The organism is Bradyrhizobium sp. LTSP857, assembly GCF_000938285.1.
Taxonomy (GTDB): Bacteria; Pseudomonadota; Alphaproteobacteria; order Rhizobiales; family Xanthobacteraceae; genus Bradyrhizobium.
On sequence record NZ_JYMS01000046.1, the window covers coordinates 217,561 to 233,735 of the forward strand.

At 64.4% G+C, this 16,175-nt stretch carries 12 protein-coding genes and 1 tRNA gene; 2 read left to right on the plus strand and 11 right to left on the minus strand.

All coding sequences use genetic code 11. From position 1 onward, the window contains the following. Positions 1-3: 3 nt before the first annotated feature. The 5 genes from UP06_RS30475 to UP06_RS30495 all read right to left on the minus strand — a co-directional run bounded on the left by UP06_RS30475 (position 4) and on the right by UP06_RS30495 (position 5,282). The gene (locus UP06_RS30475; protein WP_045007381.1) at positions 4-1,239 is read right to left on the minus strand and encodes a tyrosine-type recombinase/integrase; all 1,236 of its coding nucleotides are present in this window, start codon (positions 1,237-1,239) and stop codon (positions 4-6) included. A 147-nt stretch (positions 1,240-1,386) separates the two neighbouring features. Further along, positions 1,387-1,473, minus strand: a tRNA-Ser gene (locus UP06_RS30480). A 323-nt stretch (positions 1,474-1,796) separates the two neighbouring features. Continuing rightward, complete coding sequence (locus UP06_RS41700) at positions 1,797-2,120, minus strand: hypothetical protein (RefSeq protein WP_045007382.1); 324 nt, start codon at positions 2,118-2,120, stop codon at positions 1,797-1,799. A 244-nt stretch (positions 2,121-2,364) separates the two neighbouring features. After that, entirely contained in the window at positions 2,365-4,215 is a 1,851-nt protein-coding gene (gene ilvD / locus UP06_RS30490; protein ID WP_045007383.1) for a dihydroxy-acid dehydratase, read from the minus strand. A gap of 197 nt (positions 4,216-4,412) precedes the next feature. Then, the gene (locus UP06_RS30495; RefSeq protein ID WP_245305590.1) at positions 4,413-5,282 is read right to left on the minus strand and encodes a VOC family protein; all 870 of its coding nucleotides are present in this window, start codon (positions 5,280-5,282) and stop codon (positions 4,413-4,415) included. 807 nt (positions 5,283-6,089) lie between these two features. Between UP06_RS30495 and UP06_RS30500 the strand changes: the two genes are divergently transcribed. Together UP06_RS30500 and UP06_RS30505 are read left to right on the plus strand one after the other, a co-directional pair. After that, positions 6,090-8,336 (plus strand): TOMM precursor leader peptide-binding protein, encoded by a 2,247-nt coding sequence (locus tag UP06_RS30500; protein WP_045007385.1) that lies wholly within the window; start codon positions 6,090-6,092, stop codon positions 8,334-8,336. A gap of 95 nt (positions 8,337-8,431) precedes the next feature. Beyond that, complete coding sequence (locus tag UP06_RS30505; RefSeq protein WP_045007386.1) at positions 8,432-9,808, plus strand: SagB/ThcOx family dehydrogenase; 1,377 nt, start codon at positions 8,432-8,434, stop codon at positions 9,806-9,808. Here UP06_RS30505 and UP06_RS30510 read toward each other — a convergent pair whose 3' ends face one another. The 6 genes from UP06_RS30510 to UP06_RS30535 are packed head-to-tail and all read right to left on the minus strand — an operon-like array spanning position 9,809 to position 16,055. Beyond that, positions 9,809-10,669, minus strand: a complete 861-nt coding sequence (locus tag UP06_RS30510) for an ABC transporter permease (protein WP_045007387.1) — start codon at positions 10,667-10,669, stop codon at positions 9,809-9,811. It abuts the gene before it with no gap. Continuing rightward, positions 10,666-11,595, minus strand: a complete 930-nt coding sequence (locus tag UP06_RS30515) for an ABC transporter permease (RefSeq protein ID WP_045007388.1) — start codon at positions 11,593-11,595, stop codon at positions 10,666-10,668. The genes UP06_RS30510 and UP06_RS30515 overlap by 4 nt, the downstream gene beginning before the upstream one ends. Then, positions 11,595-12,587, minus strand: a complete 993-nt coding sequence (locus tag UP06_RS30520) for an ABC transporter ATP-binding protein (protein WP_045007389.1) — start codon at positions 12,585-12,587, stop codon at positions 11,595-11,597. Before UP06_RS30520 ends, UP06_RS30515 begins: the two co-directional genes overlap by 1 nt. Next, entirely contained in the window at positions 12,584-13,567 is a 984-nt protein-coding gene (locus UP06_RS30525; protein ID WP_045007390.1) for an ABC transporter ATP-binding protein, read from the minus strand. The genes UP06_RS30520 and UP06_RS30525 overlap by 4 nt, the downstream gene beginning before the upstream one ends. A 3-nt stretch (positions 13,568-13,570) precedes the next feature. After that, positions 13,571-15,208, minus strand: coding sequence for an ABC transporter substrate-binding protein (locus UP06_RS30530; RefSeq protein ID WP_045007391.1), 1,638 nt, complete (start codon positions 15,206-15,208; stop codon positions 13,571-13,573). Positions 15,209-15,239: 31 nt separating this feature from the next. Beyond that, entirely contained in the window at positions 15,240-16,055 is an 816-nt protein-coding gene (locus UP06_RS30535) for a sugar phosphate isomerase/epimerase family protein (protein WP_045007392.1), read from the minus strand. Positions 16,056-16,175 lie beyond the last annotated feature (120 nt).

The window sequence follows — 16,175 nt, forward strand, 5'->3', positions numbered from 1 at the left end:
CAGTCACTGCACCGAGCGCAGCTCGAATACATTGTCACCAGTTTTTGCAGGATCGCTACCTGCAAACGTCGCCCAATCGTCCATCATCTTTTTGCGGAGCTCAAAGAAGGTGGTCCGCTTGTATGCGGCAATGACAGCATCTGAAACCACGTGCGCCAGGGCGGCCTCGGCGACCGGATCGGGATAGCCGCGCTCGGCGGCCCAATCGCGGAAGGTCGAGCGGAAACCATGCGGCACAATCTCATCATGCCCCATGCGGTCGAGCAGCGCGCTCGTTGCCGCATCGCTCAGCGCGCGCCCGTTCGCAGGGCTGTAGAAGACAAACTCGCCGCCGTTGCTGATCTTCTCCATGCGGTCGAGCACCGCAAGGGCGGCCTCGCTCAAAGGCACCTTGTGTTCGCGGTCGCCTTTCATGCGCTCGCCGGCGATCGTCCAGACTGCAGCCTTCCTATCAAGATCAGTCCAGCGCGCGCCGAGCGCATTGCCCGGTCGGGCCGCAGTCAAAATCTGAAACTCGAGCGCTGAGGCCGCGATGCCCTCGCGCTTGCGAAGATCCTGCATGAAGGCCGGGAGATCGGCATAGGGCAAGGCTGGGTGATTGCGCACCTTGCTGACCTTCGATCGCTTGGGAAGTAGGTTTTCAAGATGCCCCTTCCACCGAGCCGGATTTTCCCCGGCATACTCGCCGCGCGCCTTGGCGGCGTCGATCACGGTTTCGATGCGACCGCGGACTCGGCTGGCCGTCTCGGACTTAGTCGACCAGATCGGATCAAGCACTCTCATCACCAGCGCCGTATCGATCGCCTGCACCGGCAGCGCGCCGAGCAGCGGATAGGCGTAGGTTTTCAGGGTCGCTTCCCACTGGCCGGCGTGCTTGACGTTTTTCCAGCCCGCGCGATTTGCCGCGATGTACCGCGCACAAGCATCTTTGAACGTGATCGCCTTCGCGCGCTCCAACGCCTTGCTGGCCTCGTCGATGCGGCGCTGCTCGATCGGGTCGATGCCTTGCTTGATGAGCTTGCGCAGCGCATCGCGCTTCTCCCGAGCCTCGGCCAGGGAGAAGTCAAACGCCGAGCCGAGCCCCATTTCGCGGGGCCGCTTGTGGAGGGCGAATTTCAGGAGCCAGGATTTCGAGGTTTCGTTGCGAACCTGAAGGTAGAGGCCGCGTCCGTCGAGATAGTCACCAGGGCGCTTTTCGCTTTTGACCCGGGCCGCGCTGAGAAGATCAATCTTCGCCATCGTGACTTTTCCCCTGTTCTTACCCCCTTTTATATGTTGATTTGAGGTGCGTCAAGGTGATTGGAGGTGATAGCGAACAGCGGGATAATCCCCAGCAATTTCAGGGGTTTTTGCGTCGATTTGATGTGGTGTGATGGGAAAAGGGAGCGGAAGGGGTGGGATTCGAACCCACGGTACCCTTTCGGGCACGCCGGTTTTCAAGACCGGTGCCTTAAACCACTCGGCCACCCTTCCAAGCTCGGAATGGCTGTCGCTTAACGCAGTCGGTGGCGCAAGGCAACGCGAAGTTGGGCCTCGCTCCAACCTGCCCCCTTCACTGAGCCCCGGTCTGTCAGGTGAGCGTCAGGCTGTCTCTTTAGCTTGGGCAACATGCCGGCCGCACCAGCAGCGGCCGTCCCCGCAGCAATCCCAGACACTGGCGACACCTCCCAGGGCGTCGCTGGTTGCGAGGCCCGGTTGGATTAGCCTCCGTTTCCGGGCCTCGTTTGGCTGCCCGCAAAAGAAAACGCGGCGCCCCGTGAGGAGCACCGCGCGAAGTTTTCTTCGTTGCGCTGATTTCAGTAGCCGCAGTTACCGCAGCTCGGGGCGACCGGGGCGTAATAGGAATAGCCGGGCGAGACCATCTCGACGCGCTGGCGCGTGGCGTATTGCGGCGGGATGCGCTCGTACTGGACGCTCGGCGGCGCCACCATCACGGTCTGCGGGACCATCACGGTGCGATACTGCGCGGGCGCACGATGCGCGACGGTCGCGCCGGGCGAAACCATCACGGTCTCGTCGACAGTGCGGTATTGCGGCTGCACATATTGCTGCTGGTAGCAGGTCGTGCACGGCGGCGGCGTGTAGCAATTGTAACAGCCGGCGGAGGCAGCGCTCGTCATCGAAATCGCGGCGACGACTGTTGAGAAAACGACAGCAAGAGTACGAGACATTGTGGTGGTGCCCCAGTTGCCCGAAATGGATTTGCGAAGCTCGCGCGCAGTATACGCCGCGAAATCCCGGGCCGCCGAAGTTCGTCGGGGCATCCTTAATGCGAGCGACCGATTTTTGCCGGTCGCTAAGAACTTGTTGACCATGCGTGAGGCGTGACCGCGACAACCGCGATCACGCCCGCGCAAGACGCGCTTACTTCGCGCGCCGCTTCACTTCGCGCACGGCACCGCGCGCGGCGCTGGTGGTCAGCGCGGCATACGCCTGGAGCGCGGTCGAGACGTTGCGCTTGCGGCCAATCGCCTGCCAGGCGGCATCGCCCTTCGCCTCTTCCGCGGCGCGGCGCTTGGCGAGCTCCTCGTCGGAAACCTCCAGGCTGATGCTGCGGTTCGGAATGTCGATTGCGATACGGTCGCCGGTGCGCACGAGGCCGATGTTGCCGCCTTCGGCGGCTTCCGGCGACAGATGACCGATCGACAGGCCGGACGAGCCGCCGGAGAAGCGGCCGTCGGTGACGAGCGCGCAGGCTTTGCCGAGGCCCATCGATTTCAGATAGCTGGTCGGATACAGCATCTCCTGCATGCCGGGGCCACCGCGCGGGCCTTCATAGATGATGACCACGATCTCGCCGGCGACGACCTTGCCGCCCAAAATGCCCTCAACGGCGGCGTCCTGGCTCTCGAACACGCGGGCGGGACCTGCGAATTTCAGGATCGAGGCGTCGACGCCGGCGGTCTTCACGATACAGCCGTCCTGCGCGAGGTTGCCGTAGAGCACGGCGAGGCCGCCGTCCTTGCTGAAGGCGTGCTCGAGATTGCGGACAACGCCCTTCTCGCGATCGGTATCGAGCTCGTCGTAGCGGCGCTCCTGGCTGAAGGCGACCTGGGTCGGAATTCCGCCGGGCGAGGCACGGAAAAAGGTGCGGACCGTTTCGCTCTTGGAGCGCTTGACGTCCCAGCGCTCCAGCGCATCGTTCATGGTCGGCGCATGCACGGTCGAGACGGAGGTGTCGATCAGGCCGGCGCGATCGAGCTCGCCCAGAATGCCCATGATGCCGCCGGCGCGGTGCACGTCCTCGACATGCACGTCGGCGACTGAGGGGGCGACCTTGCAGAGCACGGGCACGCGGCGCGACAGGCGGTCGATATCCTGCATGGTGAACTCGACCTCGCCTTCATGGGCAGCGGCGAGCAGATGCAGCACGGTGTTGGTCGAGCCGCCCATCGCGATATCGAGCGTCATCGCGTTCTCGAACGCTTTGAAGTTTGCGACTTTGCGCGGCAGCACCGAGGCATCGTCCTGTTCGTAGTAGCGGCGCACGATATCGACGATGGTGTGGCCGGCTTCGACGAACAGTCGCTTGCGATCGGCATGGGTCGCCACCACCGTGCCGTTGCCGGGCAGCGCAAGACCCAGCGCCTCGGTCAGGCAGTTCATCGAATTCGCCGTGAACATGCCCGAGCAGGAGCCGCAGGTCGGGCACGCCGAGCGTTCGATCACCTTGACGTCCTCGTCGCTGACCTTGGAGTCGGCGGCGGCCACCATGGCATCGATCAGGTCAACCGCCTTGGTCTTGCCCTGGAGCGTGACCTTGCCGGCCTCCATCGGGCCTCCCGAGACGAACACCGCGGGGATGTTGAGGCGCAGCGCGGCCATCAGCATGCCGGGCGTGATCTTGTCGCAATTGGAGATACAAACCATGCCGTCGGCGCAATGCGCGTTGACCATGTACTCGACGCTGTCGGCGATCAGCTCGCGCGACGGCAGGCTGTAGAGCATGCCGTCATGGCCCATGGCGATGCCGTCGTCGACCGCGATGGTGTTGAACTCCTTGGCGACGCCACCGGCCTGCTCGATCTCGCGCGCCACGAGCTGACCGAGATCCTTGAGGTGGACGTGGCCGGGCACGAACTGGGTGAAGGAGTTGACGACCGCGATGATAGGCTTGCCGAAGTCGCCGTCCTTCATGCCTGTCGCGCGCCAGAGGCCGCGGGCGCCCGCCATGTTGCGGCCGTGGGTGGTGGTGCGGGAGCGATAGGCTGGCATGGCGGTTTCCGTCCTGGTTGGGTCAGCCGGGCGGGAAAATCGAGCCGCCTCAGGCCTTTCCGGCCGGATAGCGCACGGGGTGGCCAGGCGCAACGGGAACTTGGCCCGGACGGGGCCGGATCGGCCTTTCGCAGGCCTCCCCTGCTCCCGGCGCGGCCCATAGCCAAGGTCGCGTCAGCGTCGGACAGACGCCGCAGCTAGCGCTTCGGCTTGGGCAGCACAACTCTCCCCTGCGAGGCAATGCCGCCCCACTTGGCGGACCACCCGACTTCCGAGGCCGAGGCCGGCTCGATGCCTGCGGGACCTCGCGCACCCTGCAATGCAAACAGGGCGCCCTGGGGATCGACGCATCGCGCGATCCAGCAGCCATCGGGTAATTCGAGCGGCCCCTGGAGAATGCGGCCCCCGCCAGCGTTCACCTGCTTCGTCGCAGCGCCGATGTCCTCGACATTGAAGTAATGCAGCCAGCTCGGCTGCGCCACGCTCGGGACTTTGGTGAGCACGCCGCCGACGGTCTGCCCACCCGCCGAGAACAATTGATACAAGTCCGCGGAATCAGTTTGAGCGTCGGCCTTCTGCCAACCGAACAGCTCGCTGTAGAAATCGAAGATCACGGTCCGGTCGGCGGCCATTAGCTCGTGCCAGCCAACGTGCCCGGGCGCGTCAAGCCGGCCTGGTTTCCCTCGGCCATATATCGGTGTTTTGATCAGCCCGAACGTCGCGTTCTGCGGATCGGCAACGACTGCTATGCGGCCAATATTGGTGTCGGTCGGCGGCACAAAGATCGTGCCCCCGAGCCGCCTGATCTGCACGGCAGTCCCGTCCAGATCGTCGACCGCGACGTAAGCCATCCATCTCGGCGTTGCTCCGGATTTCCGCCCCTCTTCCGGGATATCCATAAGCCCGCCCAGCGCAGCGCCGTCGCTCCGAAGCACCGTGTAAGGCATGTCTGGAGTCGATTCGTCCTTCATGCTCCAACCGACGGTCTTCCGATAAAACGCGCCTGCCGCCGCGACATCCGTGGTCATGAGTTCGTACCAAGCGAAACGTCCGCTTTGATCCGCCACGCCGATCTCCCCGTTCAAGCCTGGATGCGATTGCGGCACTGCACCAAGCTGCACGCGCGCACACTGTGCGGATCACCGATGCATTCTGTCAACGAGGCGCGCCGATTCTGTTCATGAAGATGAATGCATGCTGAACGCGCAACGAGATGTTTTAATGCGCGCGAGCGTTGATTGCGCTATATCCAAGGCGTAGACTTAGCGCGACGGGGACGTTTCTTGCAATGCTCGGAGGTTCGACCATGCGGCAGGCGAAACAAATTTCTAAAGGGAAGAAGCGCGTCACTAAAGTCGCCGTACCGGCGTTGGGAGCCGCAGGGCTGACGTTTTCGCTGGCGGGAAGCGCATTGGCGTCCGCCGTGCCGACACCCGACGTACACCAATCACCGCACTTTGGACCGGGTCAGGCCATCACGTTCGGTGAAGAGGAAATGGCCGACGTCAGTCTCGCCACCTTCCATCTCTTCGACAAGGAAGACCTCAGTGGTCGCGTGCAAGTGGCCTGGCGCGGCTGCGGCGGCTGTCGCGGCTGCGGAGGCTGTCGCGGCTGCCGGGGTTGCCGATGTGGCGTCGGTTGCCGAGGCTGCGCCGTTGGTGTGGTGGGATGCGCCGTCGTATCATGCGCAGGGTGCTGCGCATCGTGGGGCCGCTGCCGCTGGTGCTAAACCTCAGCGCATTCCGAATGGCGTGTGCAAAAGCCGACATATCATTGGCCGGTCCTGCAAAAGGGTCCGGCCAATTGCTTGGTTTCGCTCCTGCGCTTGCGCCGGCGATCTGACGTAACGGCAACAGGATCAGCGTGCTGACTCAATGACTGCCAATCGCAAGACCCGCGTTGCGCGGCAGACCCGCAAAGACCTTCTCCGATTTGCACCGAACTTCACCGCCTACGTACTCCCGCCCGATGCGGTTTGCCTCTATTCCGAGGATCGCAAGTTCTTCCTGCACGGCGAGCTCTACTGCGCCCTCGCTACGGCGATTGGGCAACAGGGCAAGGCCAGGCCGGAGATCATTCGCCTGCTTTCAAAGCGCTTCCCGGCCGACAAGATCGAGGAAGCGATCAAGCGGCTGCTCGATCGACGGTATGTCATTGCACGGACCCCGCAAGCATTCGACGAGACCGTCGGCGGTTTCTGGGCAGGCCTCGGTCTGTCTTTGGAGGTCGCCGAACAAAATCTTCGCGATTGCCCCGTGCAGGTCGAGGCGATCGACGTCAAAGGCGCCAAGGAGCTGACCGCAGCCTTGAGTAAGCTCGGCGTTCAAATCGCCAAGCGCTCGCCGAAGCTCACGATCACGCTGGCGAACGATTATCTTGACCGGCGGCTCGGCGAATTGAACCAGGAGCGTGTGGCCGGCAAGACGCCATGGCTGTTGGTACAGCCGTCCGGCGCATTTCCGCTGGTCGGGCCCGTGTTCAAGCCGGGCGAGAGCGCCTGCTGGACCTGCCTGTTCGATCGCATGATCCGCAACCGGGAGATCAAGGGGTTTCTTGACCGCGAACAGGCGCGTGCGGTCGCCGCATCGTCACTTGTCAGCGACAGCGTCGGACAGACTGCAATCCATTTCGCGGCCGTCGAGATCGCCAAGGCGATCGCCTCGGGCTTTCGCACCGATCTGCACGATCACATCGCGAGCTTCGACCTCGCCGGCGCCGTCATTGCCAAGCACTACGTCGCGCGACGCCCGCAATGTCCGACTTGCGGCAGCAGTAAGCTGAACAACCCGCGCCGGTCTCCGACGCCGGTCGAGATCGCCGAAGGCAAGAAGCTCGTCATGACCAGCGGTGGATATCGCACCGTGACGTCGCGGGCGACGGTGTCGCGCTTCCGCAAGCATGTGAGCCCGCTGACCGGCGTGGTCACCCGGCTCGAGCGGATCGACGCCGATCTGCCGATGAACACCAACTACTTCGCCCAGCACAATTTCTCCGCGCCGGCCCATAGCATCGACCAGCTCAGGTCCGGATTGAGCGGCGGCAGCTATGGCAAGGGCTCGACCGCCGAGCAGGGCGAGGCCAGCGCGCTGATGGAATCGATCGAGCGCTATTCGGGCATTTTCCAGGGTGATGAAATCAGGACCACGCGCCGCTTTGGCGATTTCGCGCCTGGCGATGCGCTTCTTCCCAACGATGTCCAGCTCTTCAGCGAAACGCAGTTCAAGAATAGGTTTCTCCAACAGCCGGACGATTCCCATCCGGTTCCGGAGCCATTCGATGCCTCGGCGAAGTCCGAGTGGTCGCCGGTCACATCGTTGCGCGACAAACGCTTCAAATATCTGCCGACCGGCCTCCTGTACTTCTTCTACGGTGGCTTCCATACGGATTCCAACGGCTGCGCAGCCGGCAACACCCGCGACGAAGCCATCGTCCAGGGCTTCCTCGAACTGATCGAGCGCGATGCCTATGCGATCTGGTGGTACAACCGGGTGCAGCGCGCCGCGATCGACCTCGAGCAGTTCGACGATTTCTATGTCCGGGACCTCCAGACTCAATTTGCGGAAGCCGGGCGCAAGCTGTGGGTGCTCGACGTCACCAGCGATCTCGGCATTCCCACTTACGTGGCGATCATGCACTGGATGCAGAATGGTCACGAGAATATCGAGTTCGGTTCCGGCGCGCATTTCGACCGCCGTATCGCCCTGCTGCGCGCCCTCACCGAGCTGACCCAGTTCATGTCCGTCGGCATGATGGGCGGCGCAAGCGGCGAGAAGCCGAGCCTTGACGGTGTCACGCCGCTGCGCCTGGAAGATTACCCGTTTCTGATACCGAGCGACCGCCCGGTCGTCCCCCCGGCGCCGAGCCTCAAGCTTCACGACAATACGCGTGACCAGGTCATTGCCTGCGTCGAGATCGCCGCCCGTGCCGGCTACGATTTCCTCGTGCTCGACCAGACCCGGCCCGACGTCGAGGTTCCCGTCGTCAGGGTGCTCGTTCCGGGCTTGCGTCATTTCTATCGCCGCTACGCGCCCGGCCGCCTTTACGATGTCCCGGTGAAGCTCGGATTGTTAGACCGGCCGCGACTGGAAAGCGAGTTGACCTCGTTCCTTCCGCACACCTGAAGGGCTGCTCTTTCGTGCGCGCTCCCCGGAAAAAGCCGACCAGGACAATCGCGCCAGACATTGCCGCCCGATTGAGCCATCGTTTCTCCCTTCAGATGCAGCTGGACGGAAACATCACCGCCTCTCTGGGCGATTATTCCGTCAACCTTGGACAGTTCAGCGCGGCCGCGATGGATCGCGCGCGACATCTGAGCACCGGCCTTCCGCTCGCGTCCTTTGCAGGCAAGAGCGCTCTCGCCAAGGAAGTCGACGCGCTGGCGCATCGGCTGGCCCGGCAAGGACTTCTGGAATACCGCCTCCCCTCCTCTCGTGACGAGCAAGACCTCGTGGTCATCGAGCCCCAGGTCGCCGAATACTGGCCGCGACGCGCGAAGCTCGGCAGCCGTGATACTGTTGTGTTGTCTCGCTTTGCCTATCTGCGCCGTCGCGGCAATGAGATGGCGCTGGAATCCCCGCGCGCCGGCGCGCTGTTCCGGATTGGCGATCCCACCATCGCCGCGACCCTTGCCGTGCTGTCGCAGCCTCGGAAGATCAGCAAGCTCAACCTGCGGGCTGGCTCCTCGACGCTCTATCTGCTCGAACTGTTGCTGGACAGCCAGATCCTGCTCAAGCTCGCTGCGAAAGATGGCGACGGCCTGCGGGTGAATGAAGGCGACGGCAATCTCGTTCTCTGGGATTTCCATGATCTGGTGTTTCACACGCGGAGCACCGAGGGCCGGCAAGCCAATCCGGTCGGCGCCGCCTTCACCTATGCGAGCGTCGTTCCGCCGTCGCCCGCCGTGCGTCCGCCCTGGCCCGGCAGCAAGATCGACCTGCGCAAATTCTCCTCCTCCGAACCAGACTCACCCTTCCCAAAGCTGTTGCGCGAACGTCATTCGACGCGGGATTTCGACGACAAGCATCCGATCACGCTCGGCGAACTCGCGCAATTTCTCGACACCACCGCGCGCGTGATGTCCGAATGGAAAAGCGGCCCGTATTTTGACGGCGGTTCCGAGGTCGACTACAGCACACGGCCTTATCCGGCGGCGGGGAGCGCCTACGAGCTGGAATTGTACCTGACGGTCTCGAGCTGCGAAGGGCTTGCGCGCGGGCTCTACCACTACGATGCAGGAAGCCACGCGCTGGCCGCGATCAGCGCCTCCACTCAACAACTCCAGGCGCACTTGGCAGCAGCCAAGTTTGCCATGGACGCGCCGGGTCAGCCGCAAATCCTGATCACGATCGCCGCGCGCTTTGGCCGGATCTCCTGGAAATATAGCGCAATCGCATATTCGCTGATCCTGAAGGATGTCGGCGCCCTGCTCCAGACGTTCTACCTGGCGGCGACTGATATGGGCCTCGGCGGCTGCGCTATTGGCAGCACCAACATCGATCTGTTCGCGAAGATGACGGAGCTGGAATTCCATGTCGAGAGCCCGGTCGGTCAATTCGCGCTCGGGCGCGGCAGGACGCCGGATATCCAGGATTAGCTATTGCAGCGTCGGATCGAGCTTATCGCGCAGCCAGTCGCCGATCACGGAAACGGCCAGCGTAGTCACGACAATGGTGGTGGCCGGCGCCAGCATGATCCAGGGCGCCCGGGTCAGATATTCGCGGCCATAGCCGACCATGTTGCCGAGGCTGGTCATCGGCGGCTGCACGCCGAGGCCGAGGAAGGACAGGCCGGACTCCATCAGGATCACCTCGGGGAAGACCAGCGTGGTCGAGACGATCAAGGTCGAGGCGATGTTGGGCAAAATGTGCCTGAGATAAATCCGCGCCGGCGTCGCACCGAGCTGTCGGACGGCAGCGGCATAACCTTGCGCATTGGCGGAAATGGCGAGGCCGCGGGCGATGCGGGCATAGCGCTCCCAGCCGAACAGTCCCATCAGGCCGATCAGCAGCGGCAGCGAGTTGCCGAAGAAGGCGAGCACCGCGAGCGCCATGATCAGGAAGGGCATGCTGGCCTGGAAGTCGGTCAGCATCAGCACGAACTGCTCGACGACCCCGCGGAAATGCGCGGCGAGGAAGCCGAGCGTGGTGCCGACGACGGCCGAAATCGCGGTTGCGCCGAAGGCGATCAGCAGCGAGATGCGGATCGAGACAAGCAGTCGCGACAGCACGTCGCGGCCGAGCTCGTCCGTGCCGAGCCAGTGCGCGACATTGCCGGGCGCGGACAGGCGATTGCGCAGGTCGAGCTGGGTGTAGCCATAGGGTGCGATCTTCTCGGCGAAGGCAGCGATCACCAGCATGGCGATGATCCAGGTGACTGCCAGCGCGACCGAGACCGGTATCGCCGGCAGGCTGATGCGCCGGCGGACGGCGCTGTCCTTCAGCGTAGCATCTGTCATGCGTGGGCCCCTTTGGCGCGCAGGCGCGGATCGAGGAAGCCATAGAGGAAGTCGACGATCAGGTTCGACGTGACCATGGTCAGTGCGACCAGCAGCAGGATGCATTGCACGACGGCGAGGTCGCGGTTGGCGACGGCAACGACGAGCAGGCGCCCTACCCCCGGCCACGAAAACACGCTCTCGACCACGACGGCACCCGCAATCAGCGTACCCACCATGAAGCCCAGAATGGTGACGGTCGGGATCGCCGCGTTCGGCAGCGCGTGCGAGATCACAACTCGGTGCCAAGGCACGCCTTTCGCCGACGCCGTGCGGATATAGGGCTGGCCCAGCACTTCCAGCATCGCGCTTCGCGTGAAACGCGCCAGCACGGCCGCACCGCCGAGGCTCAGCGTCGCGATCGGCAGGATGGCGTGACGCCAGCTGTCCTGCCCACCCGACGGCAGCCATCCAAGCTGCACGGCGAAGACGAGCACGAGCACCAGCGCAAGGACAAAACTCGGGACCGTGAAGCCGGCCACCGCCGTCATCATCACGGCGCGGTCGATCGTGGTGCCTCGGTGCAACGCGGCGTAGATGCCGGCGGGAATGCCGAGCGCCACCTTGAACGCGAAGGCCGGCAAGGTCAGCGCCAGCGTCGCCGGGATCCGCTCCAGCACGAGCTCGATCGCAGGCCTTCCGTCGCGCATGGAGCGGCCGAGCTCGCCCTTAGCGATGGCGCCAAAATAGTCGAGATACTGAAACCAGATGGGATCGTCGAGGCCCCAGGCCTTGCGGAAGGCGGCGAGGACCTCCGGCGGCGCTTCCGGTCCCAAAATCATCAGCGCGGGATCGCCGGAGAGACGCAGCACGATGAAGGCGAAGGTGACGACGAGGACGATCGTCAGGGCCGCGCGTCCGATGCGAATGGCGAAATAGCGTGCCATCAGGCCACGTCCCGCGTTTGGACTTGCGGCCCCGTCACGAGATGGCAGGCGACTTGCCGGTCACCACCGACGGCCGAGAGAACCGGCGTCTCGGTCGCGCAACGCGCAACCGCGCGCGGACAGCGTGGATGGAACGCGCAGCCGTGCGGACGCGCGGCCGGGTTCGGCGGATCGCCCGCCAACACGATGCGGCCTGCGCTGCGTCGGCCGGGCGCGGGCGAGGCCGAGACCAGCGCTTGCGTATACGGATGCTCCGGCCGTGCAAAGAGATCATCGGCGCTGCCGATCTCGACGATGCGGCCGAGATACATCACCGCCACGACATTGCTGATCTGGCGGACGACGCGCAGATCATGGCTGATGAACAGCAGCGTCAGTGCGAGTCTTTCCTGGAGATCGGCGAGCAAGTTCACCACCTGCGCCTGGATCGAGACATCGAGCGCGCTGACCGGCTCGTCGCAGACCAGGAAATCGGGTTTTGTCGCAAGCGCCCGCGCCAACACGATGCGCTGGCGCTGCCCGCCGGAGAGCGCCCCGGGATAACGCACACCATGCGCCGGGGTTAGCTCGACCGCGCGCAGCAATTCGCGGACGCGGTCGTCGCGCTCGGCCGGCGTGCCGAGCCCGTGGATGTCCAGCGGCTCACGGATTTGCGCTGCGACCGGCAAGCGCCGGTCCAGCGCGCCCAACGGGTCTTGAAAGATCATCTGCATGCGCGCCCGTTGCGCACGCCACGCCGGTGTTCCAGGCGCAGCCATCGGCTTGCCGTCGAACCGCACCTCGCCGCGATCCGGCGGCTCGAGACCGAGCACGATGCGGCCCGTGGTGGATTTGCCGGAACCGGACTCGCCGACGAGGCCCAGCGTTTCGCCTTTGGGAATTGTGAGCGACACGCCGTCGACCGCGTGAACTGCGGTGCTTCGGCCGAACATTCCGGAGCGCATCGCATAGCTGCGCGAGATCGAGGATACCTCGACGAGCGGCGTGCTCATTCGGCGGCGATCCCGAGCAGCGCCCGGCGCGAAGCCTCGGCACGAATGCAGGCGACGGCGCGGTCGTTCGCGATCGGCGCCAGGCTCGGCGCAGCGAGGCCGCACGGCTCGGCCGCCAGCGCACAACGGGGCGCGAAGGCGCATCCATCAGGCATGTTCGCGGGATCGGGCACCGTCCCGGGAATGGCGGTCAGACGTCGGCGCGGCCCGTCGAGCGGCGGCAGCGCGCCGATCAGGCCTTGCGCGTAAGGATGCACGGGATCGGCAAAGAGCTGGTTGGCCGGCGCCTGCTCGACGATGCGGCCGGCATACATCACGGCGACGCGGTCGCAATTTTCCGCGACGACGCCGAGATCGTGGCTGATCAAGACCATCGCCATGCCCAGCTCGCGGCGAAGCGACGACAGCAGCTCCAGGATCTGCGCCTGAATGGTAGCATCGAGCGCCGTCGTGGGCTCGTCGGCGATCAGCAGATCGGGATTTCCGGCCAAGGCCATCGCGATCATGATGCGCTGGACCTGGCCGCCGGAGAACTCATGCGGATAGGCCGAGAGCCGGCGGCCTGCGTCGGGAATGCCGACGAGATCGAGCAGCCTCAGCGCTTCCGCTTTCACAGCCACGCCCGAGAGATCGCGATGCAGCGCCAAGGCCTCGCAGAGCTGCTTGCGGATGGTCAGCACCGGGTTGAGCGCGCTCGCCGGGTCCTGGAAGATCATGGCGACCCGCCCGCCCCGCACCTGGTCGAGCTCGGCGGAAGGCGCGCCAAGAATCTCGCGCCCGTCGAGACGAACGGAGCCAGAGATATGCGCCTGCCGCGGCAACAGCCCCAGCGCGGCAAGCCATGTCACCGACTTGCCCGATCCGGATTCGCCGACGAGACCGAGGGCCTCGCCCTTGTGCAAGATCAGGTCGACGCCGCGCAGCACGGGCACACCGTTGAAGGCGACGCTCAGGCCCTCGATGCTGATCAGCGGCGTCACCGATCAGACCTCGAAATTGCCGGCGCGGAAATCCATCGCGAAGGCCGGCGACGCCTTCCACTTGATCGATTTCGGCTTGGCCGTGAAGGTCGCGTTCTGGTGCAGCACCGTATAGGCGGGATCCTCGCGCTCGGCGATCTCCAGCATGCGGTGGAACGCCTTCTTGCGGGCGGCACGGTCGGTCGAAGTCTCCAGGAATTCGGAGAGTTTGTTCAGCTCGGCGTTGGTCCACTCGCCGATCTGCTGCTGCTGGCCGTTCGGGCCATGCTGGGCCACAAGCGAAGATACGGGGTCGTTGAAGGCGGCGGAGTTCGACCAGTCGCGCACGGCGCGGTTCGGCGCCCGTTCCATGATCTGCGACCAGTTCTCCTTGGTCTCGATCTCGACGTTGAGGCCGACCGATTTCCACATCTCGACCAGTACCTGCGCGGTCGCGACCTGGTTGGTGTAGTAATTGTTGAGCAGGCGATACGGGATCGGATCGCCCTTGTAGTTGGCCTGCTTCAAGAGATCCTGCGCAAGCTTCGGATCATAGGCCGGCACGCTCCAGTCGGCGTGGAACATGTCGCCGTAGAATTCCCACTGCAGCCCCTTCGGCACGCGGGTGCGGCCGGCCCACAGGCTGTCGACGATCGCCTGACGGTCGATCGCGTGGGTGAAGGCGCGCCGCACCAGCGGATTGGCAAGCTGGGCGTGGTTCTTGTCGAACACGGTCAGGCGGTGATTGAGGATGGTGCCGCCCTGCACTTCGAACGCCGCGTTCTTCTCGATGCCCGCGATCTGGTCGGGCGGGATATCGCAGGCGAACTGGTATTCGCCCGACAGCAGCCCGTTGATGCGGCTAGCGACCTCGGGCACCTCGAGGAAGCGGATGCGCTTGAGCGGCGGCCGGCCGCCCCAATATTCGTCATGTGCTTCGAGCGTCAGCGACACGTCGGGCTTGAGCTCGACGACCTTGTAGGGGCCGGTCGTGATCGGCTTGCGCGCCCAGTCGAGATAGCTCGCGGATTCAGCCCAGGCGCGGCGGTTTGCGATGTCGGAGCCGTAGCGCGACAGCCGGCCCTCGATGGTGACGTCGGGCGTCGCGTTGTAGAAGCGCACGGTGTACTTGTCGACGGCGTCGACACGCACGAGGTCCGGCCAGATGCGGCGGGCGACCGCGGGCACATCCGGCGGCAGTTCCTTGCCGGGCTTCGGCATCGGGATCTTCTCGAACGCCTGGATGGTAGAGCGGCTCTTGGCCTCGGTCTCGCCGAACATGCGCTCGCGGCTGAACGTGAAGACGACGTCTTCTGCCGTCAACTCGTCGCCATTGTGGAACTTCACGCCCTGACGCAGCTTCACCTCGACGGTCTGGTCGTCGATACGACGCCATTCGGTGGCAAGCCCCGGCACGGCCTCAAGGCTGCCGCGCCAGTTCTTGGAGATCAGGCCCTCCCAGATCGAGGAGAAGAACACGCGCTCGCCGACATTGGACTGCTCGCGCAGCACGTCGAGCACGTTCGAGTTGGTGACCTTCTGCACGGCGATGGTCACCGACGGACGGTTGTCGGCTTGTCCGATCGCAAAGCGTGGCAGCAGAAGTGTGCTCGCGGCAGCGCCGCCGGATTTCAGGATGGTGCGACGGGTGAGCTTGCGCATGACGATGGACCCCTGCCCTCTGTGATGTCTGTTATTCGGCGAGCTCGAGCGCGGCGAGATACGCGGCGCCGGCGCGAACGTCGTCGTGATTGCGAAGCTCGAGGATCAGCCGCGGGTTGGACGTCAGCCGGCCCAACGCGCGGAACACGGCCTCCCAGGGAATGTTGCCTTCGCCCGGCGCCCAGTGCCGGTCGGCAAAGCCGTCGGTGTCCTGGAGGTGCACATGCGTCAACATGTCACCGGCGGCCTCGACATAATAATCGACCGGCGGCGCGCCGGTGGACCCATGCGCGTAGTTGGCGTGTCCGGTGTCGAGCGAGACGCGGACCTTGCTGCTTTCGAGCGCCTTGGCGAGCCGCACGCGGTCGCGCGGATCCTTGTCCTCGATGTTCTCGATCACGATCTCGCAGCCGATCGTTTCGGCACGCGCGATCACTTCGGCGAGCGTCGCTTTGACGCGTTCGACGAGATTGCCCCGGTTGTCCGGATAGAGATCGAGATTGTTGTGGTCCCAGGTCGTGAACGGCGAATGGATCACCATCTGCGTTGCGCCAAGGAATTCAGCGGCATCAAGGCCCTGAAGCAGGCGCTTGGTCACCGCCTGGCGGATCAGGGAATCGTGGCTGTCGATCTTGAAGCCCCAGAACGGGCCGTGGATGCCGAGCCGTCCGGTATGGCCTGAGAGCATCTGTTTGATGTCACTGGCAGCGCTACGCCAGTCGCCGTCGAGCAAATCCGCGCGAAAGAAATCCTGAACCTCGAGATCGCGCTGCCGTTCGAGAAGCCAGTCGCGGTGAGCGGGAATCGATTTGATGGACAGTGCGGCGCCCAACAACGGCTTCGACATGGCTTGCTTCCCTGATTGTCAGCGATGACAAGGACAGCGCTAGACCAGTTCAGTGACAGGCCAGTGAAATGCAGGTTCCGCGGCGCTGGGGAGATGTGGACATCGCGGCGATCGCGTGCA